The organism is Actinoplanes sp. 13, assembly GCF_056134165.1.
Genome location: NZ_JBVYOQ010000006.1, coordinates 254,501 through 273,581, shown reverse-complemented (window position 1 = coordinate 273,581; position 19,081 = coordinate 254,501). Strand labels below are relative to the sequence as shown.

The 19,081-nt window shown below is 72.2% G+C and carries 20 protein-coding genes; 9 read left to right on the top strand and 11 right to left on the bottom strand.

What is annotated here, in order from left to right; genetic code table 11:
• Positions 1-46: 46 nt before the first annotated feature.
• On the top strand, positions 47-328 hold the full coding sequence (locus AC0NH5_RS15905) for a hypothetical protein (protein WP_474404237.1): 282 nt from the start codon (positions 47-49) through the stop codon (positions 326-328).
• A 6-nt stretch (positions 329-334) separates the two neighbouring features.
• Here AC0NH5_RS15905 and AC0NH5_RS15900 read toward each other — a convergent pair whose 3' ends face one another.
• On the bottom strand, positions 335-760 hold the full coding sequence (locus AC0NH5_RS15900; RefSeq protein ID WP_474404235.1) for a glutaredoxin family protein: 426 nt from the start codon (positions 758-760) through the stop codon (positions 335-337).
• A 92-nt stretch (positions 761-852) separates the two neighbouring features.
• Between AC0NH5_RS15900 and allB the strand changes: the two genes are divergently transcribed.
• Genes allB through AC0NH5_RS15875 form a run of 5 tightly spaced genes read left to right on the top strand, consistent with a single transcriptional unit; the run spans position 853 to position 5,971 of the window.
• On the top strand, positions 853-2,166 hold the full coding sequence (gene allB / locus AC0NH5_RS15895; protein WP_474404234.1) for an allantoinase AllB: 1,314 nt from the start codon (positions 853-855) through the stop codon (positions 2,164-2,166).
• Complete coding sequence (alc, locus tag AC0NH5_RS15890; RefSeq protein WP_474404232.1) at positions 2,163-3,149, top strand: allantoicase; 987 nt, start codon at positions 2,163-2,165, stop codon at positions 3,147-3,149. Before allB ends, alc begins: the two co-directional genes overlap by 4 nt.
• Entirely contained in the window at positions 3,146-4,264 is a 1,119-nt protein-coding gene (locus AC0NH5_RS15885; RefSeq protein ID WP_474404230.1) for a phosphotransferase, read from the top strand. Before alc ends, AC0NH5_RS15885 begins: the two co-directional genes overlap by 4 nt.
• A gap of 28 nt (positions 4,265-4,292) precedes the next feature.
• Entirely contained in the window at positions 4,293-5,381 is a 1,089-nt protein-coding gene (locus AC0NH5_RS15880; RefSeq protein WP_474404229.1) for a protein-L-isoaspartate O-methyltransferase family protein, read from the top strand.
• Positions 5,381-5,971: an N-acetyltransferase family protein gene (locus AC0NH5_RS15875; protein ID WP_474404227.1), complete on the top strand. Its 591-nt coding sequence runs from the start codon at positions 5,381-5,383 to the stop codon at positions 5,969-5,971. Before AC0NH5_RS15880 ends, AC0NH5_RS15875 begins: the two co-directional genes overlap by 1 nt.
• Positions 5,972-5,980: 9 nt before the next feature.
• Here the strand turns inward: AC0NH5_RS15875 and AC0NH5_RS15870 are convergent, their stop codons facing one another.
• Positions 5,981-7,564: a phospholipase D family protein gene (locus tag AC0NH5_RS15870; protein WP_474404446.1), complete on the bottom strand. Its 1,584-nt coding sequence runs from the start codon at positions 7,562-7,564 to the stop codon at positions 5,981-5,983.
• A 97-nt stretch (positions 7,565-7,661) separates the two neighbouring features.
• Between AC0NH5_RS15870 and AC0NH5_RS15865 the strand changes: the two genes are divergently transcribed.
• Positions 7,662-7,790, top strand: a complete 129-nt coding sequence (locus tag AC0NH5_RS15865) for a hypothetical protein (RefSeq protein ID WP_474404225.1) — start codon at positions 7,662-7,664, stop codon at positions 7,788-7,790.
• A 4-nt stretch (positions 7,791-7,794) separates the two neighbouring features.
• Here AC0NH5_RS15865 and AC0NH5_RS15860 read toward each other — a convergent pair whose 3' ends face one another.
• The 3 genes from AC0NH5_RS15860 to AC0NH5_RS15850 form a co-directional block, all read right to left on the bottom strand.
• Positions 7,795-8,982, bottom strand: coding sequence for an aminopeptidase (locus AC0NH5_RS15860; protein ID WP_474404224.1), 1,188 nt, complete (start codon positions 8,980-8,982; stop codon positions 7,795-7,797).
• Between the two features lie 553 nt (positions 8,983-9,535).
• Positions 9,536-10,483: a pirin family protein gene (locus AC0NH5_RS15855; RefSeq protein ID WP_474404222.1), complete on the bottom strand. Its 948-nt coding sequence runs from the start codon at positions 10,481-10,483 to the stop codon at positions 9,536-9,538.
• Between the two features lie 2 nt (positions 10,484-10,485).
• Entirely contained in the window at positions 10,486-10,926 is a 441-nt protein-coding gene (locus AC0NH5_RS15850) for a MarR family winged helix-turn-helix transcriptional regulator (protein ID WP_474404221.1), read from the bottom strand.
• Positions 10,927-10,983: 57 nt separating this feature from the next.
• Between AC0NH5_RS15850 and AC0NH5_RS15845 the strand changes: the two genes are divergently transcribed.
• On the top strand, positions 10,984-11,448 hold the full coding sequence (locus tag AC0NH5_RS15845; RefSeq protein WP_474404219.1) for a GNAT family N-acetyltransferase: 465 nt from the start codon (positions 10,984-10,986) through the stop codon (positions 11,446-11,448).
• 20 nt (positions 11,449-11,468) lie between these two features.
• Here the strand turns inward: AC0NH5_RS15845 and AC0NH5_RS15840 are convergent, their stop codons facing one another.
• The 6 genes from AC0NH5_RS15840 to AC0NH5_RS15815 all read right to left on the bottom strand — a co-directional run bounded on the left by AC0NH5_RS15840 (position 11,469) and on the right by AC0NH5_RS15815 (position 17,139).
• On the bottom strand, positions 11,469-12,080 hold the full coding sequence (locus AC0NH5_RS15840; protein WP_474404218.1) for a Clp protease N-terminal domain-containing protein: 612 nt from the start codon (positions 12,078-12,080) through the stop codon (positions 11,469-11,471).
• Positions 12,081-12,317, bottom strand: coding sequence for a helix-turn-helix domain-containing protein (locus AC0NH5_RS15835; protein ID WP_328460260.1), 237 nt, complete (start codon positions 12,315-12,317; stop codon positions 12,081-12,083).
• 266 nt (positions 12,318-12,583) lie between these two features.
• Entirely contained in the window at positions 12,584-12,793 is a 210-nt protein-coding gene (locus tag AC0NH5_RS15830) for a DUF3072 domain-containing protein (RefSeq protein ID WP_474404217.1), read from the bottom strand.
• A 54-nt stretch (positions 12,794-12,847) separates the two neighbouring features.
• A complete protein-coding gene (locus tag AC0NH5_RS15825) occupies positions 12,848-13,564 on the bottom strand; it encodes a VOC family protein (protein WP_474404215.1) in 717 nt (238 codons plus the stop codon).
• A gap of 144 nt (positions 13,565-13,708) precedes the next feature.
• Positions 13,709-14,941, bottom strand: a complete 1,233-nt coding sequence (locus AC0NH5_RS15820; protein ID WP_474404213.1) for a cation:proton antiporter — start codon at positions 14,939-14,941, stop codon at positions 13,709-13,711.
• 38 nt (positions 14,942-14,979) lie between these two features.
• A complete protein-coding gene (locus tag AC0NH5_RS15815; protein WP_474404211.1) occupies positions 14,980-17,139 on the bottom strand; it encodes an ATP-binding SpoIIE family protein phosphatase in 2,160 nt (719 codons plus the stop codon).
• Positions 17,140-17,395: 256 nt separating this feature from the next.
• Between AC0NH5_RS15815 and AC0NH5_RS15810 the strand changes: the two genes are divergently transcribed.
• On the top strand, positions 17,396-19,069 hold the full coding sequence (locus tag AC0NH5_RS15810) for a mechanosensitive ion channel family protein (RefSeq protein WP_474404208.1): 1,674 nt from the start codon (positions 17,396-17,398) through the stop codon (positions 19,067-19,069).
• Positions 19,070-19,081: the final 12 nt, after the last annotated feature.

Below are 19,081 nucleotides of genomic sequence, written 5' to 3'. Positions count from 1 at the left end.
CGGCGCGAGTACCCCTGTGCGGATTCGATCGGCGGGAGGCAAAGTCGTGCGGTACATCTCGTTCAAGCCGTGGAAGCGGGGCGCCACGGCGGTGGAGCACACGTGGCAGCGGCCATCCTGGCACTGCCGGGCCTGCGGGCGTGCGTGGCCGTGCGCGCCGGCGCGGGCGACGCTCATCGACGGCGCGGACCGGGTGTCGCTGGCCATGTACATGTGGGGCAACCTCGACCAGGCGGTCACCGACCTCCCGCGGCGTTCACCGGCCGAGTTGTTCGACCAGTTCATGGGCTGGACACACACCCACGAACGCATCCAGGACGCGGCCTGAAACCCCTCAGGGAACCGCGGCGAGCCGCTCCCGCACCCACGCCGGGTCGGGATTGACGTGACCCTCACCGTCGAGGACCACGGTGGGCACCGTTTCGTCACCACCGGTGATGGCGCGTACCGCAGCCGCACCGTCCGGGTCGCGCCAGATGTCCACCCAGTGCAGCCGGCGCGCGTCCGGCCCGAGCCGGGCCCGCAGCCGGATGCAGAACGGGCAGCCGGGCCGCCAGTAGACCACCGGCTGCCCGTCCGCCTGCGCCTCGGCGGCGGTCTCCGGACGGGGGAAGAGCTGCGGCGACACGGCGAACGCCAGACCCGCGAAGATCAGCAGCAGCGCGGCTCCCGCGACCGGCGAGCCTTCCCGGATCTTGACCGCGGCGATCAACGCTCCACAGATCAGCGTGAGCGTGGCCGGACCCCACCGTCGCACCATGGAGCGGTACGGTACTCCGCTACCGCCCGTAGCGATATCCCCGCCCGCGCGGATGGGCGCCCGGTGAAACAAACCGCGGATAGGGTCGGCTCATGGTCGATCTCGTGGTGCGGTCCCGGCGCACGGTGACACCGGACGGCGAACAGGCCGCGGCGGTCGCGGTGGACGGCGGCCGGATCGTGGCGCTCCTGGGTTACGACACTGTCGCCGAGGCCGCCGAGCAGGTCGATCTCGGTGACGTGCCGCTGCTGCCCGGCCTGGTGGACACACATGTGCACGTGAACGAGCCGGGCCGCACCGAGTGGGAGGGCTTCGCGACCGCGACCCGGGCGGCGGCGGCCGGCGGGGTCACCACGATCGTCGACATGCCGCTGAACAGCCTGCCGCCGACGGTGGACGCACCGGCGCTGGCGGTCAAGCGGGCCGCAGCGGCCGGGCAGTGCCATGTGGACGTCGGCTTCTGGGGCGGGGCGATCCCGGGGAACGCCGGCCGGCTGCCCGCCCTGCACGACGACGGCGTGTTCGGCTTCAAGGCGTTCCTCGCCGATTCCGGGGTGCCGGAGTTCCCGCCGGTCGGCGCGGAGCAGCTGGCGGAGGCGATGCGGGCGGTGGACGCGCTGTTCGTGGTGCACGCCGAGGACCCGGATCATCTGCACGCGGCGCCCAGCTCCGCGGCGTACGCCGACTTCCTCGCCTCCCGCCCGGCCGAGGCCGAGCACGCCGCGGTCGCCACCGCGATCGCCGTGGCGCGGACCACGGGCAGACGCCTGCACATCCTGCATCTCTCCGCGGCCTCGGCGCTGCCGCTGATCGCCCGGGCCCGGGCCGACGGGGTCCGGGTGACCGCCGAGACCTGCCCGCACTACCTCACGCTGGACGCCGCCGCGATCCCGGACGGCGCCACCGAGTTCAAGTGCTGCCCACCGATCCGGGACACCGCCAACGCCGGCCTGCTCTGGGCGGCGCTCGCCGACGGGCTGATCACCTGCGTGGTGAGCGACCACTCGCCGTGCACCCCGGACCTGAAACGGCGCGACACCGGCGACTTCGCGGCGGCCTGGGGCGGCATCGCGAGCGTGCAGCTCGGCCTGCCGGTGATCTGGTCGGCCGCCCGGGAACGCGGACACACGCTCGCGGACGTGGTGAACTGGATGGCACGCCGGCCCGCCGACCTGGTCGGCCTGCGCGGGAAGGGGCGGATCGCGGTGGGCGCCGACGCGGACCTGGTGGCTTTCGCACCGGACGAGCGGTTCACCGTCGACCCGGCTTTGCTGCACCACCGGAACCCCGTCACGCCGTACGCCCGCATGGCTCTGTGGGGTGTGGTGCGCACGACCTGGCTGCGCGGCCGCCGGGTGACCGGCGACGCACCGGGCGGCTCGCTGCTGACACGGGAGGGGTTGTGACGCAGGACTTCACCGCGCAGCCCGACCTCGCGTCGCGTGCCTTCGGCGGCGGCGTGGTGGCCGCCAACGACGAGTTCTTCGCCGGCGCCGACCACCTGGTCCTGGCGCACCCGCCGGGGCACGCGCCGCGGACGTTCGACCACAAAGGACAGGTGTACGACGGCTGGGAGACGCGCCGCCGCCGGGAGCCGGGTGACGACTTCGCGATCGTCCGGCTCGGCGCGCCCGGGGTGATACACGGCGTCGACGTCGACACCGCGTTCTTCACCGGCAACTATCCGCCGTTCGCGTCGGTGGAGGCGGTCGAGCTGCCCGGCCATCCGGGCCCGGCCGAGCTGGCCGCGGCGCGGTGGACCGAAGTGGTGCCGCGTTCGCCCCTGGCCGGCGACAGCAGCAACCTGTTCGCGGTCACCGAGCGGCGCCGGTTCACCCACGTCCGGCTGCGGATCTTCCCGGACGGCGGGGTGGCCCGGCTGCGTGTGCACGGCGAGGTGGTCCCCGACCCGGAGCTGCTGCCGAAGGTGTTCGACGTGGCCGCGGCCGAGCACGGTGCCACGGTGACCGACTGCAGCAACATGTTCTACGGCAAGCCGCAGCGGATGCTGATGCCCGGCCTGGCGCAGAACATGGGTGACGGCTGGGAGACGTCGCGCCGCCGCGACGACGGCAACGACTGGGTCGTGGTGCGGCTCGCCGCCCCGGCCCGGATCCGCTTCGCCGATCTGGACACCCGCCACTTCAAGGGCAACGCGCCGGGCGCGGCGTCCCTCACCGGCATGGACGGGACCGGGACCTGGGTCGAGCTGCTGCCCCGGGTGGCGCTGCGGCCGGACACCCCGCACCGGTTCCGGGTCGCCGGCTCGCCGGAGGTCACGCACGTGCGGCTGGACATCTTCCCGGACGGCGGGATGGCCCGGCTGCGCCTGTTCGGCCGGGCCGACCGCAAGGTCCTGAAGGCGAGACTGCGCCGGGTACGACCGTGACCCGAACCGTCTCCCTGGTGCTGGTGAGTCCGGCCGGCGAGGTGCTCGGCGCGCTGCCACCGTTCCCGGTGCCGACGCCGTGGTGGCAGGAGATGCCGGAGGTGGTCGCCGGGGCCGGTGCCGACGTGACAGTGCTCCGGCTGCTGCATGCCGACCGGAGCCGGCCGCACGGTGGCCATGTCACCTATCTCGCGGAGACCTCGCAGCGACCGGCCGGGCTGAGTCCGGTCGGGGTGGACCTGAGCGCGTCCCCGCATCGCGCGCCGTACGCGGAGATCGGCGGACCGGCGGCGTCGCTGGCCTGGGCGGCGGGTGCCCTCGACCGGATCGGCATCTCCGGGACCACCGCGCATCAGCAGCGGACGTGGAACCTGTCGGCGATCTGGCGGCTGGACCTGCCGGACGGCACGCCGGCCGCGTGGCTCAAGCAGGTGCCAAGTTTCTTCCGGCACGAGCCGGCGGTGCTGCGGCTGGTCGGTGAGCCGGCGCCTTATCTGCTCGCGGCCGGGGAGCAGGGGCGGATGCTGCTGGAGCACGTTCCCGGTGCGGACCAGTACGAGGCCGGGCCGGAGCTGTGCGACGAGATCGCGGCGGCGTTCCATCCGGTGCACGAGCGTTTCGCCGGCCGCGTCGCAGAGCTGTTGGCCGCTGGGGTGCCCGACAGGCGGCCGGATCCGCAGCGTTTCATCGACGTGGCGGCGCCCTTCGTCGGCGATATCTCAGGTTTGTCGCGATTGCTCGACGCGCTGCCGGAGCGGCTCACGCAAATCGCTGCCTGCGGACTCCCGGACACCCTGATCCACGGCGACCTCCACGGCGGCAACGTCCGGATGAATGACGACAAGCTGACGATCCTCGACTGGGGCGACTCGGCAGTCGGCAACCCGGCCTCCGACATCCTCCGGCTCAGCGACGACCCGACCGTCCGCGCCAACTGGGCCCGGCGCTGGCCGGGATGCGACGCACTGCGCGCGGTGGAGCTCCTCCGGCCGGTCGCCGCGCTGGAACAGGCCGCCGTCTACGCCGGTTTCCTCACCGGGATCGAGCCGGCCGAGTGGCCGTACCACGCCGCCGACGTGCCGGAATGCCTGGCCAGGGCAGTCGAGCAAGCCTGACGGCGGAAAACTCCGTACCGTGGCACTCATGGAGGACGCCCGGCGGCACTACCTCGACCAGATTCGGCACGACGGCGTCGCGCTGTCGCCCGCGCTGTCCGCGGCGTTCGCCGCCGTGCCCCGCGAGGTGTTCGTCCCGGACGGCTTCCACCGGCGCGACGGCCGGCGGGTGCTGCCCGCCGACCCGGACTTTCTGCCCACCGTCTACAGCAACGACGTGCTGATCACCAAGATGAACGGCGATCTGCCGGTCAGTTCGTCCAGTCAGCCCTCGCTGATGGCCGTCATGATCGAGGCGATGGACGTGCGGCCCGGCCACCGGGTCCTGGAGATCGGCGCCGGGACGGGATACAACGCGGCGCTGCTCGCCCACCTCGGCGCCGAGGTGACCACGGTGGACGTTCAGGCCGACGTGGCCGACCGGGCCCGTGCCGCGCTGGCCCGGGCCGGGGTCGACGGCGTGCGCGTGGAGACCGCCGACGGATACGCTCCCGACCTCGACGGGCTGTACGACCGGATCGTGGTGACCGTCGGCGTGGCCGGCGTCTCCCCGCACTGGCTGGACGGCCTGCGACCGGACGGTGTGATCATCGTGCCGGTCGAGCACGCCGGCACCCATCCGGTGCTGGCGGTGCGCCGGGAGCCGGACGACCGGGTGACCGCCACGGTGGTCTGCCCGGCCGGCTTCATGTCGGCGGCCGGCCCGCTCACCGCCCGGCACCGCGGCAGCCACCCGCTGCCCGTCCCGGCCCTCGCCGACCTGACCGAGACGGCGCCGGCCCGATGGCAGCCGTCCCTGGAGGCGCTCGCCTACCGCGACCTCTGGTACGCGGCCGGCGCCTGGCACAACCGCGCGACGCACGCTTCGGTCCCCGGCCGCGAGCACAGTTACCTGGCCCTGGTCGACGACAGCGGCGAGACGGGCGCGGTCGTCCTGCCGGACGGCGCGGTGCTCGCCTCCGGGGCGCAGGCCGAGCGTTACACCGCCGTCGCCACGGCGCTGATCGACCGCTGGTGGGGTCTCGGGCGGCCGCCGATGCGGGCGTGGGAGGTCGACCTGTGGCCGGACGGCCCGATCTGGGTTCCGCACGCGTGGCGGCTCCGAAAGCTGCGGTGATGGACGGCATCACCGTGGTGCCGGCCGGTGAGGCGTCCCGGGACGACCTGCGGGCGATCTTCGGCACGCGCGGGGAGCCGGCCCGCTGCCAGTGCCAATGGTTCAAGATCACGGCGGCGGAGTGGCGGTCGGTGCCGCCGGCGGAGCGGGCGCGGCGGCTGCACGAGCAGACCTCGGCAGCCGGCTCCACCAGCGGGCTGGTGGCGTTCCTGGACGGCGAGCCCGCCGGGTGGTGTGCGGTCGAGCCGCGGACCGCCTATCCGCGGCTGGCCACCGCCCGGGTGCCGTGGGCGGGGCGGGACGAGAGCCGGACCGATCCGGACGTGTGGGCGGTGACCTGCTTCGTGACCCGCACCGGGTTCCGCCGGCGGGGTGTCAGCCGGGCGCTCGCCGCGGCCACCGTGCCGTTCGCCCGCGACCGGGGCGCCCGTGCCCTGGAGGCGTACCCGATGGTCACCACGGACGGCGGGGACCACAGCGGGGGCGAGCTGTACGTGGGCACCCGGAAGATCTTCGAAGCGGCCGGGTTCACCGAGGTGAGCCGGCCGACCCCGCGGCGCGTGGTGATGCGGGTCGACCTCGTCCGGTGAGGGCGGCCCTCACCAGTTGGCCGCGCGGCGCTCCCGCCACGGGCGCCCGTCCGGGTCGTACACCAGCCGGTACGCCGGGATCGCCCACCACCGCTGGTACCACGGCAGCCGGCGCGTCTCGTGCGGTACCAGCCGTCCCGGCGGACGCGGGCCCTGTCGCCCGCCGTCGATCCACTCCCGCAGCCGGTCGGCGGCCTCGGTGATCACCTCGATCGCCGAGGCCGGGTCCAGCAGGTCCTCGTCGTCGTCCTCGTCGCGGTCCAGATGCTCCCGCATCAGGGCCAGCCGCAGTTCCCGGGCGAACCGGCGGGCGCCGTCGCCGAGCCCGGCCGGGTCCGCCGGCTCCCGTTCGTCGCGGGTGTCGTCGAGCACCGCGCAGGACAGCTCGCTGTCGTGCGTCCACGAGCGACGGTTGAAGTTGTCGCTGCCGACGCTGCACCAGACGTCGTCGATCACGCAGACCTTCGCGTGCACATAGATCGGGGTGCCCGCGTGGTTCTCCAGGTCGAAGACGTGCACCCGATCACCGGCGGCCTTGCGGCACAGCTCGATGGCCTCCTCCCGGCCCACCTGGTTCGGTGGCAGCGCGAACGCGCCGTCCACGTCCGGATGGCGCGGGACCACCGCGATCAGATGCAGGTCCGGGTTCTCCCGCATCGCCTCGGCGAACAACTGCGCCACCTCCTTGGACCACAGATATTGGTCCTCGAGGTAGACCAGCCGCCGGGCCCGCTTGATCGCCTTGGTGTAGCCGCGGGCCACGGTGCGCTCGCCCAGCCGGGCGAACGAATACGCCGGGCGCATCGCCGGATAGGTGCGCAGCACCTGCACGGTCATCGGGCCGCACGCGGGCGGTTCCGGTGGCTGCTCCGGGAGCCGGTCGGCGCGCATGTCCTCGTGCCGCAGCGTGTCGACCAGCGTGGAGATCGGCCCGTGCTGGTCCAGCGGCGCCGGGTCGTTCCACCGCTCCCGGAACGACGTGTCCAGCGCGCCCACGACCGGGCCGCGCAACGCCAGCTGAATGTCGTGCCAGGGCGGGTTCGGCCCGTACGCCTTCGACATCCGGACCGCCTGCGGATCACCGTGATGGTCCTGGCCGTCGCGCCGGCTGTGGCACAGGTCGATGCCGCCGGCGAACGCGATGTCCCGCTCCGGGTGTTTCGGGTGCCGCAGGATCACCACCTTCTGGTGGTGGGAGCCGCCCCGGCGGACCCGCTGGTCGAGCAGCACCTCGCCACCGCCGGCCTCGATGTCGTCGCTGAGGTCCCGGTTCTCCTCCTGGCTGTAGGCCATCCTGTCCAGATGGGACCGCCAGAGCAGGCCCTTGACCACCACACCCCGCTTGGCCGCCGTGGCGAACAGGTCGGCGATGGTCGGCCCGTCGTCGCGCAGCCGCTCGTCCGGATCGCCCCGCCAGTCGGTGAAGAAAAGATGATCACCGGCTTCCAGAGTTTCGACCTCGGACACCAACCGATCGAAGTAATTTCGCCCGTGGATAAGAGGCTCGACCGTGTTTCCGGTGTTCCATGTGGGTATGGAGGTGTCCGGGTTGCCGCGCTCAGCAGCGGTGAGAAGCCATTCCTGCGGCGGCACAGCAACCCCTTCGAGGTCGACGACGCCCTCACCGTAAGCCTCCTGACCGCCGCTTGCACGCTTGACGGCGCCCCCCATCCCGCGGAGGAGTGGAACCATGAGCAGTGAGCCGCTCGTTTCGACCCCTGTCCCCGAGACCACCGCCGACTCCGCCGAGAAAGGCCTGCTCATCGCGGTGCTGCTCCTCGTGCTGCTGGGCACCACCGCGATGCTGATGATGGTTTAGTGATCTAGAGGACCCACTCGTCCTCCCGAATGATCTCCACCACACCCTTCGGCCCGGTGCCGGTCACGGTCACGCCGTCGCCACCGATCACCACATCGGTGTGCACGCCCGACGCGTTCAGCCCCAGACCGGCGCGTTCCTCCTCGCTCATCGCCAAGCCTCCCGGCACCGCGAACGGGAAGCTCTGCCCCCACGCGACGTGACACCCGGCGTTCTCGTCGAACAGCGTGTTGTGGAAGACGATGCCGGCCCGGGCGATCCGGCTGTCCCGGTCGACCAGCGACACCTCGCCGAGGTGGCGGGCGCCCGGGTCGGACGCCAGCTGCGCCTCGACGGCGTCCGCCCCGGACTCCGCCGAGACCCGCACGATCCGGCCGCCCGCGAACTCCGCGCGCAGCCCGGTGACCAGCCGGCCGTTGAGCACCAGCGGCTTGGTCACCCGGATCACGCCGTCCGCACGGCGCCGGTCCGGGCTGGTGAACACCTCCTCGGTAGGGATGTTCGGCAGATAGGCGATGCCGTTGTCGTCGACCATGCCGCCACCGGTCCAGTGGCACCCCGGGATCAGTCCCACGGTCAGGTCGGTGCCGTCACCCACATAGCGGATCTCGGTCAGCTCCAGGCTGTCCAGCAGCGCCCCGCGCTCGGCCAGCGTCGCCGCCCGCCGCTGCCACTCGGCCGCCGGGTCCGCGGCGTCCAGGCGCATCGCCACCCCCACCGCCTCCCACAGCCGATCCACATCCGGCTCGCCGAAGACCTGCGCCGCCCACCCCGGATTGGGCGCGCCCACCGCCGTCCACCGCAGCTTCCCCAGCACCGCGTCCCGCCGCGCCCGCGCCTCCTCGATCGGGAACGCCGCCGCCCGCTCCGGATCGGCCCCGTCCAGCAGATGCGGATCCGCGTCACCGAACAGCGTCACGAACGCCGCCCCCTGCTCGCTCCACTCCCTGATCCGCTGCAACGCCCACGGCCGGCTCCGCCGCAACATCGCCGGCTCCGCATGATCGACGGCCGAGCGCCGCATCGGCCCATCCGTCCACACCGGCTCCACCCACCCGGCGCCCGCCGCATAGGCCGCCTCCACCACCGCACGGGCCACCTCCAGGTGCGCGGTGTCCGTGCTCAACACAAGCCCCTGTCCCCGCTGGAGATTTACCCCCGCGCGGACCACGACCTCGGCAAATTGCTTCATCCGGTCCATAGTGGCCAGCCTAGAAGCCCCGGACCAGCGAGCGCTCATCCTCGATGCCCCATACCGGCTGATCATCCGGCCGCCGCCGGCCCTTCCCGCAGCGTTCCGGGCCGTCGCCACCCACGCTTCTCCCGAGCATCGCTCCGGGCCGTCGCACTCAGCCTTCACCCCGAGCATCGCTGCGGGCCGTCGCCGCCCACTCTTCTTCCGTTCTGGTACGAGCGAACAACCGCCAGCCTTCCGCCGTGGCGCACCGCCGTTCCCCGCGATCTGCCCGACGGCTTCCGCCTTTGCCGCGGCCGCCGGGCTGAGCTGCCCACTCAAGCTTTCCCAGCGCTGCCCCACCCGTGCACGGCAACGCCGGCGACCAGCCGCGAGTGCTGTCTACGGGCGTGCAAGACAGCGCGCAGAGCCGGCCGCGCTCATGCCCGGCCACCCCGCAGTGCGCCGGCCGCCCGGCAGTGCGCCGGCCGCCCGGCAGTGCGCCGGCCGCCCGGCAGTGCGCCGGCCGCCCGGCAGTGCGCGCAGCGACCGGCACGCGCACCGGCCGGGGTCAGTCGGTGTGGGGGAGACGGCTCGCCGGGATGACGCCCAGCCGCCCCTTCTGGAAGTCCTCGAAGGCCTGCTTGAGTTCGGCCCGGGTGTTCATGACGAACGGCCCGTAATGCGCGATCGGCTCACGGATCGGCCGGCCGCCCATGATGAAGAGGTCGAGCTCGCTCTTGGCCTCGACCCGGACGGCGTCGCCGGGACCGTGGGTGGCGAGCTGACCGAGCTGGAAGGGCCGCAGGTCGGCGCCGATCCAGCCGTCGCCGGAGAGGGCGTAGACCAGCGCGTTGTAGTCAGGCTGCCAGGGCAGGTCGAGGCGGGCGCCGGGCTGGAGCGTCACGTGCGCCAGGTTGATCGGCGTGAAGGTGGAGCCGGGCCCCTGGTGGCCGCCGATCTCACCGGCGATCACCCGGATCAGCGCGCCGCCGTCGGGGGTGGTCAGCAGGGCGGCGGAGCTGCCGCGGATGTCCTGGTACTTCGGGTCGATCATCTTGGCGGCGCGGGGCAGGTTGACCCAGAGCTGGAGGCCGTGGAAGAGGCCGCCGCTCATGACGAGGTGCTCGGGCGGCGTCTCGATGTGCAGGATGCCGGAGCCGGCGGTCATCCACTGGGTGTCGCTGTTGGCGATGGAGCCGCCGCTGCCGAGCGAGTCCTGGTGGTCCATGATGCCGTCGATCATGTAGGTGACCGTCTCGAAACCGCGGTGCGGGTGCCACGGCGTGCCCTTCGGTTCGCCCGGCGCATAGTCCACCTCGCCCATCTGGTCGAGGTGGATGAACGGGTCGAGGTCGGTGAGGGAGACGCCGGCGAAGGCGCGGCGGACCGGGAAGCCCTCACCCTCGTAACCGCGGGGCGCGGTGGTGACGGTGCGGACCGGCCGGTATTCGGTCATCGGGTCGAGCCGCGGCAGGCGCGGCAGGACGAGGACGTCGTCGACGGTGATGGCGGGCATGGCTACCCCTTCCGGATTTTGGCGAAGACGCGACCGATGACGGCCAGCTCCTCGTCGTCGAGAAGATCGATGAAGGCTTTGCGTACGGTGCTGAGGTGGGCCGGTGCGGCGGCGCGGAGCGTCTCCAGACCCTCGTCGGTGAGCACGGCCTCGTAACCGCGCTTGTCGTCGGGGCAGCTCTCCTTCCGGACCAGGCCGCGCTTGATCATGGAGGAGATCTGATAGGTGATCCGGCTGGGCGACAGCACCAGCCGGTTCGCCAGCTCGCCCATCCGGATCCGCCGGCCGGGCGTCTCGGCGAGGGCGACCAGCACGTGGTAGTCGTTCATGCTCAGGCCGGTGTCCGCGCGCAGCTCGTCCTCGAGGGTGGTGTGCAGCGCCCAGGAGCTCTCGATGAACGTCTGCCAGTGCACGAGCTGGGTCGGCGTGAGCGGTTCGGCCATGCTCGAACCGTACTCCTTAAAATCTGAAATTCTGTCCCGGGCGGCTAAGGTCACAGCGTGGGAGCTCGCCGAGCCGTGCCGTCCGACGCTGCCGAACTCGTCCGCCTGCGTGCGGTCATGCTGCGGACGTTCGCCGGGGCGAACTGGAACGAGGCCTGGTGCGAGCCGGCGCGCGTGTCGTTGGCGCGCCGGCTCGCCGAACCGGAGTCGTCCCTGGCGGCGTTCGTGGTCGACCGGCCGGACGGCACCGGGCTGGCCGCCTGCGTGGTCGGCCTCCTGGAGGAGCGCCTGGGCGGGCCGGGCAATCCGGGCGGCCTCGCCGGTTACGTCTTCAGCGTCGCGACCGACGAGGACATGCGGCGCCGTGGGTTCTCCCGGGCGTGCATGACCGAGCTGCTGGAGTGGTTCCGGTCGCGGGGCGCCGGAGTGGTCGACCTGAGTGCCTCGGTGGAGGGTGAGCCGCTCTACGAGTCGCTCGGGTTCCGGCGCACCCCCGACCCGGCGATGCGCCTGAGGTTCTGAAGTCCGTCCCGCGGACCGGTCTATGCCCCGGCGTGATCTTTGAGCGAGTGCTCCAGGCGGCGGCGGACGGCGTCGACGTCGACCTCGCGCTCGGCGAGGATCAGCGACGCGAGTCCCTGGCCCTCGCGCAGCACGCCCAGCATGATGTGCTCCGGCGCGATGAAGTTCTGCTTGAGCCGGATCGCCTCGCGCAGCGACAGCTCGAGCACCTTCTTGTTGCGGGGTGAGAACGGCACGTGCCCCGAGGTGGTTGTGAACCGGCCCAGGAGGCCCTTCTTCTTCGGCGCGGGGCGCGGCAGGCGTAGCGAGCCGGCCCCGAAGTTCTCCTCGATGGCGGCGCGCACCGCGTCCAGGTCGATGCCGATGGACTTGAGCGCGGCGGCGTCCTCGGCGTCCCGGTCGGCGATGACGGCGGTCTCGCTCCGGTCGCCGACGTGCCTGATGATCGCGGCCAGCACGTGGTCCACGTCGATGTGGGCCTCGCTGAGCGCCTGCCGGGTCGAGTCGTTCTCGCCGGAGAGCAGCGCGAGCAGGGTGTGCTCGGTGCCGATGGTGGTGTGGCCCAGCGTGCGGGCGTGCTTCTGCGCGTCGACCACGACGGCGCGGGCGGCCTTGGTGAATCGCTCGAACATCTAGCCCTCCCGTGGATCCTGCATCGGCATCAGCTTTGCGTGCTTCTTGTGCACGCCCTGACGGGTCACCTCGAGTGCGTCGGCGATCTCCTGCCAGGACCAGCCCTTGTCACGGGCGTTGGCCACCTGGAGGTGCTCCAGGCCCTCCAGGAGGCGGCGCAGCGCCACGACCGCGCGCAACCCGACACGTGGGTCGGTGCTGCCGGCGGCGGCCGCGAGGTCGGTCGCTTCTGTCATGCTGTCAACGTACGTTGACGTCCCCACCGTGTCAACCCAAGTTGACGCCCACCGTGAGGAGTTGAGGTGCATATCGAGCCCGACCCCACACATGCCCGCAAAACCGAGTGTGTGAAGTTGAGGTGCGTATCGAGCCCGAACTTCACACACGTCAGCGAAACCGAGTGTGTGAAGTTGAGGTGCGTATCGAGCCTGAAGTTCACACGCTGCACGGGGATGCAGAGAAGGACCGGCCCGAAAGGGCCGGTCCTGCGGGTCGGGGGAGGTCAGCGCCCCCGGCCGGTCTTCTCCTGCAGCTCGTCGATCTTGCGGGAGGCGTCCGCCTTGGTCAGGTCGTCCGGAATCTCCTCTTGCGCCTCGGAGGCGAGAGTGCGCAGGTAGGACTCCTGCGCGCCGGTCGCCGGCTCCTCGCCCGTGGTCCAGTCGGCGGGGTCCTTGATCGTGTTGCCGTTGTCGGCGCTCGTCTGGTCGGCCATGACGCCGTCCTTCCGCTCGTGGTGTCGAACGCCTGTTCCATTACCCCTCGAAGGTCACTCCCATGCCGGAAGATTGCCCAGAGAAACAGTCAACTCGACCGGGTGAAGCACCGGCGCCGCCACCGTGAACCGGGCGCCGAACGGGTCGGCCAGCTCGGCGAACGCGGTCAGGCCGGCCTCGGCGGGCTGGCTGACGATCGTGCCGCCGAGCCGCTCGCAGTAATCGGCGGCGGCCTCGATGTCCTCCACCTGGAACGCGGCCCGCCACCACGCGCCGCGGTGACCCGTCGCCAGCCCGGCGATCGCGTCGTGCGCCTGGTTGAGCCACTCGCCGGTGCCGAAGTCGTGGCGCAGCAGCCAGCCGAACGCGGAGCCGTAGAAACGCGCGGCGGTGTGCGGGTCGTCGGTGATGAGCTCCGGCCACGACATCGTGCCCGGTTCGCCGCCGGCCTGCGCGCCGGCGAAGTCGTACCCCTGCCAGAGGGCGATGATCGCGCCGGACGGGTCCGCGATGATCGCGCGACGCCCGCCGTGCGCCTCGGCCGGGTGGCTCAGGCAGTGGCCGCCGGAGAGGGCGACCTGCTCGAGCGTCTCCTCGAGGTCCGGCGTGCTGAGATGGGTGAGCCAGCCGTCCGGCCGGTCCAGGCGGCTGCGGGTCAGGCCCGCGACGGCTCGCCCGCCGAGCTTGAACCGATCACCCGCCGACTCCCAACCGAACAACTCTCCGTAGAACTCTGCCGCGCGTGCGGGGTCCGCACTCGCCAGCTCCACCCAGCATGGTGTCAAGGGTGCATAGCCTCTGATCCGCATGAGCCGCTCCGTTGTGGACATCCCCAGTTGCTTGAGCACTCTACGGCACTGATAACGCTTCGTCACCACCGCACGGTTCATTGTCCGGTTTAGAGCAGAAAAACACTACGTACTGTGAGCGGGCGAGTGATCCAGGTGACGCATGACCGGAGTTGCGGCGATTCCGTGCAGGACGACGGAGACGATGACCACGAATCCCGCGGTGGCCCAGACGAGCTCCTTGCCGGGGAAATCGGCGTGCGTCGTTGCATACGCAAGGTAATAGAACGAGCCGATCCCACGGATCCCGAACACCGCGATCACCCAGTGTTCCGCGGTGGTGCCCGGAGCCCCGCGCAGCGCCAGGAACGCGGACAGCGGACGGATCAGGAAGATCAGCAACAGGCCGGCCAGGGCGGCGGGCCAGGTGAGCGGCGCCAGCAGGCCACCGACCACGGCACCACCGAGAAGCAACAGCAGGAGTACGGTGAGCAGCCGCTCCGTCTGCTCGGCGAAGTTGTGGAGCACCTGGTGGTAATCGTGGGACCGCTCGGCGGCGCGGATCGCGCGGGCCGCCACGAACACGGCGAGGAACCCGTAACCGCCGGCCACCTCGACCACGCCGTACGCCAGGAAGGTCGCGGCCAGCGCCAGGAAGCCCTCGGAGTGCCGGGCGAGCCGCAACTCGTCCCGCTTCGCCCGGAAGAACAGCTTGCCCAGCATCCGTCCGATCAGGATGCCGCCGACGACTCCGACGACACCCTTGTAAAGGACGTCCTCCAGGACCCAGGTCCCGAACCAGGCGCCGTGGCCCGCCATCGCGATCGCGGCGTAGACGAACGGGAAGGCCAGCCCGTCGTTGAGCCCCGCCTCGGAGGTCAGCGCGAAACGTACCTCGTCCTCCGAGTCCTCCTCGTCGGTCGGCTCGCCGACCTGCACGTCCGAGGCGAGCACCGGGTCGGTCGGCGCCATGGCGGCCCCGAGCAGCAGCGCGGAAGCCGGCACCAGGCCCGCCCACCACCAGCCGAGAAACGCCGTCGCGGCGATCGTGACCGGCATCGCGATGATCAGCAGACGGCCGGTCGAGGCCCACCGCCGGAAACCGAACGGGCGGTCGATCTTCAGGCCGGCGCCCATCAGCGCGACGATCACGCCCACCTCGGTGAGGTGCTCGGTGAGCTTGGCGTGGGTGAGGGGGTCAGCGTCCGGCAGGCCCAGCGGCAGGCCGAAGACCAGGAGGCCGAGTGCCAGGAAGGCGATCGGCATGGAGAGCGGGCGGCGCTCCACGAGGCGCGGGAGGATTCCGGCGAGCAGGGCGCCCACCCCGATCAGGGCGAACACCAGGTCGGACAGTTGCATCGGCGCCGGTCAGCAGGGGGGAGCGGGGAAGGTGGATCTCATGCCCTCGCATTACCCGGAAGCAAAATCTCGAACCAGACCGTCGACCCGCGCACCGTCGGGTCGGTGCCCCACGAGTCGCTGAGCTCCTCGATCAGGCCCAGCCCGCGGCCCCGGCTGGCGAGGGTGTCGGTCTGTGCGCGGATCACGCTGCCCCGGGTGCCGGTGTCGGCCACCGACACCAGCAGCCGCTCCGAGTTCAGGTCGATGTGCACCTGCGCCGGGGTGCCGGCGTGCAACAGCGCGTTGGTGGTCAGCTCGCTGGTGCAGAGGATCGCCGCGCTGATCACCGCCTCGGGCACCGCCCACTCGCGCAGCCGGCTGCTCATCCACTGGCGGACCCGGCTGGGCCCGGTCGGCTCGGCCGGCACCTGGGTCGTCGCCGACCGGCTCATCGCCATCGCGTGTTCCACGGCGAGCACCGCGACGTCGTCGTCGGTGGTGCCCTCGACCGCGGCGGTGGCCAGCGAGCAGAGGTTGCGCGGATCGCCGCTCTTCGACGCCGCGGCGGCGGCGACCAGGGCGTCCAGCCCGTCGTTGAGCGGATGGCCGCGTCGCTCCACCACGCCGTCGCTGAACATCAGGATGCTGTCACCCGGCTCCAGCCGCAGCGTGCCGGTCTGCCAGCGGCCGCCCAGACCCAGCGGCGCGCCCGGCGGAACCTTGATCAGCTCGGCGGTGGCCGGCTCGCCGTTGTGCCCGGCGCGGCGCAGCACCGGTGGCGGGTGACCCGCGCTGGCCATCGTGATGGTGCCGTCCGCGGGATCGAGCACCGCGTACACCACCGTTACGAAGATCTCCTCGTTGCGCGACTCGGCGCCCAGCGAGCCGACCAGCCGGTCCAGCCCGGCCAGCACGCCCGGCGGGGCCGGGTCGGTCAGGGCCAGCGCGCGCAGGGCGGCCCGGACCTGCCCCATCACGGCGGCCGCCCGCACGTCGTGCCCGGCGACGTCGCCCAGCACCATGGCGAGCCGGCCGTCCAGCAGATAGAACGCGTCGTAGAAGTCGCCGCCGGCCGCGTTGCCGTCGACACCGACGTCGTAACGGGCGGCGATCCGGAACGTGTCCAGCTCGGGGAGGTGCTCGGGAAGCATGCTGCGCTGCAGCAGTTGCGCCGTGCCGTGCTGCGCCTCGAACCGCCGGGCCCGCTCGGCGGCCTGCGCGACCAGCTCGGTGGTGGCTTTCAGCAGCGCGCGCTCGGCGGGAAGCCAGGCGTGCGCCCGGCGGAAGCCCATGGTCAGCGCGCCGCGCACCGATGGGGTGCGCAGCGGCAGGGCGGCGAGCGCCCGGATCCGCTGCTCGTGCCGGTCGGAGGCGACCGCCCGCAGCGGTTCGCCGTCGGCGACGAACGACGCATGGCCGGTCTCCGCCGCGGCCACCAGCGGCGCCGCCGGGTCGGCGCTGACGCGCCGCCACACCGGCGGAAGACGTTCGTCGGCCTCGTCCAGCATCTCGCCGCGGATCCGGCGGACATAGCGGTACGCGACGCCGTCGTCCACGGCGAACACGCAGTGATCCAGGTCGAAGGAGGCCATCGCGTACGTCAGGACGACGCGCGTGACGTCGTCGATGGTGAGGGCGCCGGCCAGCCGTGCGGTCAACTCGCCGAGGCTCTGCAGGCGGTGTATCACCTGCGTGGTCTCGGCGGCCACGGTCAGCACGCCGGCGATGGCGCCACGGGAGTCGCGCACCGCGGAGTGGCCCTGCGTGTAGAAGGCCGGCTCGGTGCCGCCCGGGGTGATCGGCACCTGGCTCTCCGGCTCGAGCACCGCGTGACCGGTCCGCAGCACCCGGGAGATCACGTCGCCCATCCCGGGCTGCCGCCAGGCCTCGCCGAACGCCTCCGCGGCGGGCCGGCCGAGCGCGGTCGGGTGCAGGGCGTGGAGCACGTCCGCGTAGGCGTCGTTGTAGAGCACGACGAAGTCGTCGCCATAGGTAAGCATCATCGGCACCGGGGAGCCGAGCATCAGCTCGACCGCCGCCCGGACCGCCGGGTCCCAGCGCGTGATCGGGCCGAGTGACGTGCCGGACCAGTCGAACGCATGCACCAGCGCCGCGCAGCCCTTGCCGGTGTGTTCTGCCCCGACCGTCTGCACGGGCAATGTCGAGATCGCTGCCGGGCGGAGTCCACCCGATCCGACCCCTCCCGAGCCGACCATGCGGAAAGCGTATCCCGGAGTGGTCCGTTTGGACGATGTCCCCCCGGCCGTCCGTCCGATATTTGACGGTGCGAGAGGTTGGCGAAGGTCTGGGGAACCGGGTATTTCGCCCAGATTCCCCCGGGGTCCTCCGCAGCGGGAGAAGTTGTCGCAGGGGCGTGGTACTCCTGAGGCTCGTGATCCGGTGGGGACCCGCCCCGCCGGGCTCTCGCCGGCGCCTGACTCGTCGCCGAGGCGCCGGGATCGAGGAGGACGGATGACCCAGGACGGGCTGAGCCGTGGACTGAGCGACCTGTGGCGGTCGGTGGTGTTGTTCCTGCCGTCCGCGCTGGCGTTCCTGGCGATCCTGATCGTCGGTTACCTGCTGGCCCGGCTGGCGCGCACGGTCACCCGCAAGGCGCTGCGGCGCGTCGGGTTCGACCGGGCGGTGTCGCGTGGCCCGGCCGGACGGATCTTCCGGGACGGCACGCCGAGTGCGACCGAGGTCTGCGCGCGGCTGGCGTTCTTCCTGGTGCTGCTGATCGCGGTGCAGCTGGCGTTCGGGCTGTGGGGGCCCAACCCGGTCAGCGACCTGCTGAACTCGTTGATCTCGTGGCTGCCGCAGGTGTTCGTCGGGATCGTCATCGTGGTGGTCGCGGCCGCGGTGGCCGGCGCCGCCCACGACCTGATCGTCACGGCGCTCGGCGGCCTGGGCTACGCGCGGGTGCTCGCCAAGGCGGTCGCCGCGATCATCGTGACGCTGGGCGTGATCGCGGCGCTGGACCAGGTGGGGATCGCCACCTCGGTGACGCGTCCGCTCCTCATCGCGATCCTGGCCACCGTGGCCGGCGTGATCGTGGTGGGCGTCGGCGGCGGACTGATCCGGCCGATGCAGCAGCGCTGGGAGGGCTGGCTCGACCGGGCGGCCACCGAGTCGGCGGCGATCCGGCAGCAGGCCAGGGCCTACACGGACGAGCGCGCCCGGCAGGCCGCCGAGGAGGAGGCCCGTAAGGCGGCCGAGGAGGCGCGCAAGGCCGAGGAGGCCCGGCTCGCCGAAGAGGCCCGCCTCGCCGAGGAGAAGCGCCGTGCCGAGGAGGCCCGCCTCGAAGAGGAGAGGCGCAAGGCCGAGGAGGCCCGTCGTGCGCAGGAGGCCCGGCAGGCCGAGGAGGCCCGCCTCGCCGAGGAGAAGCGCCGCGCGGAGGAGGCCCGCCTGGCCGAGGAGGCGCGGGTCGCCGAGGAACGCCGCGTCGAGGAGGAGCGCCGGGCCGAGCTCGAGCGCCGGGACGAGGCGGAGAAGTGGGCACAGGCGGCCCGGCGGGCGGCCGACGAGCGGCGGGCCCGGGAGCTGGCGGACGATCAGACGCAGGTGATCGCGGTGCCCGTGGACGACCTGCCGCATCTGGTGCCGGGCTTCGACCGCGACGACGAGCCGGCGGTGAGCGAGGCGGACGACGATACGGCGGACACCAGTGGCCGGCCGGGCGTGGATGACACAGCGCACATCGTCGGCCGGCCGGACGCGGGCGAGACCGTCGGCCGGCCGGGCACGGACGACACGGCGGTGATGACTGCCGGGGGCGGGCGGTCGGCATCGGGTGACGACACCGCGGTGGTTGCCGCTGAGGGCGGGCGCGCGGCTGCCGGCTCGGAGGACGACACGGTGGACACCGGGGTGCGGCGGGACCGGGAGGTCGAGGCGGACACGACGGTCATCATGGGCGCCGGCGAGGACGACGAGACGCGGGTGATCACGTCGGGCTCCGACGTGAAGCGGTCCAGCCTGGTGCGGATCCCGGGGGCGGAACGCACCGTGGCGATCGAGCCCACGGACGACGGCGACCGGACGCAGGTGGTGCCGCTGCCGGGGCCGGAGGAGACGCAGATCATCGGTGCGGCGGCCGAGGAGGACGACCAGGGCGGTGACAAGCGCAAGCGCCCGGGTGGGAGCTGATCGACTTGTGGT

What these genes read in the sequence shown, in the direction of transcription:
- AC0NH5_RS15900 (WP_474404235.1), bottom strand. Translation starts at nt 760, where the DNA reads ATGGTGCGACGGTGGGGTCCGGCCACGCTCACGCTGATCTGTGGAGCG.
- allB (WP_474404234.1), top strand. Translation starts at nt 853, where the DNA reads ATGGTCGATCTCGTGGTGCGGTCCCGGCGCACGGTGACACCGGACGGC.
- AC0NH5_RS15880 (WP_474404229.1), top strand. Translation starts at nt 4,293, where the DNA reads ATGGAGGACGCCCGGCGGCACTACCTCGACCAGATTCGGCACGACGGC.
- AC0NH5_RS15875 (WP_474404227.1), top strand. Translation starts at nt 5,381, where the DNA reads ATGGACGGCATCACCGTGGTGCCGGCCGGTGAGGCGTCCCGGGACGAC.
- AC0NH5_RS15865 (WP_474404225.1), top strand. Translation starts at nt 7,662, where the DNA reads ATGAGCAGTGAGCCGCTCGTTTCGACCCCTGTCCCCGAGACCACCGCC.
- AC0NH5_RS15860 (WP_474404224.1), bottom strand. Translation starts at nt 8,982, where the DNA reads ATGAAGCAATTTGCCGAGGTCGTGGTCCGCGCGGGGGTAAATCTCCAG.
- AC0NH5_RS15855 (WP_474404222.1), bottom strand. Translation starts at nt 10,483, where the DNA reads ATGCCCGCCATCACCGTCGACGACGTCCTCGTCCTGCCGCGCCTGCCG.
- AC0NH5_RS15850 (WP_474404221.1), bottom strand. Translation starts at nt 10,926, where the DNA reads ATGGCCGAACCGCTCACGCCGACCCAGCTCGTGCACTGGCAGACGTTC.
- AC0NH5_RS15840 (WP_474404218.1), bottom strand. Translation starts at nt 12,080, where the DNA reads ATGTTCGAGCGATTCACCAAGGCCGCCCGCGCCGTCGTGGTCGACGCG.
- AC0NH5_RS15835 (WP_328460260.1), bottom strand. Translation starts at nt 12,317, where the DNA reads ATGACAGAAGCGACCGACCTCGCGGCCGCCGCCGGCAGCACCGACCCA.
- AC0NH5_RS15830 (WP_474404217.1), bottom strand. Translation starts at nt 12,793, where the DNA reads ATGGCCGACCAGACGAGCGCCGACAACGGCAACACGATCAAGGACCCC.
- AC0NH5_RS15820 (WP_474404213.1), bottom strand. Translation starts at nt 14,941, where the DNA reads ATGCAACTGTCCGACCTGGTGTTCGCCCTGATCGGGGTGGGCGCCCTG.
- AC0NH5_RS15815 (WP_474404211.1), bottom strand. Translation starts at nt 17,139, where the DNA reads ATGGTCGGCTCGGGAGGGGTCGGATCGGGTGGACTCCGCCCGGCAGCG.
- AC0NH5_RS15810 (WP_474404208.1), top strand. Translation starts at nt 17,396, where the DNA reads ATGACCCAGGACGGGCTGAGCCGTGGACTGAGCGACCTGTGGCGGTCG.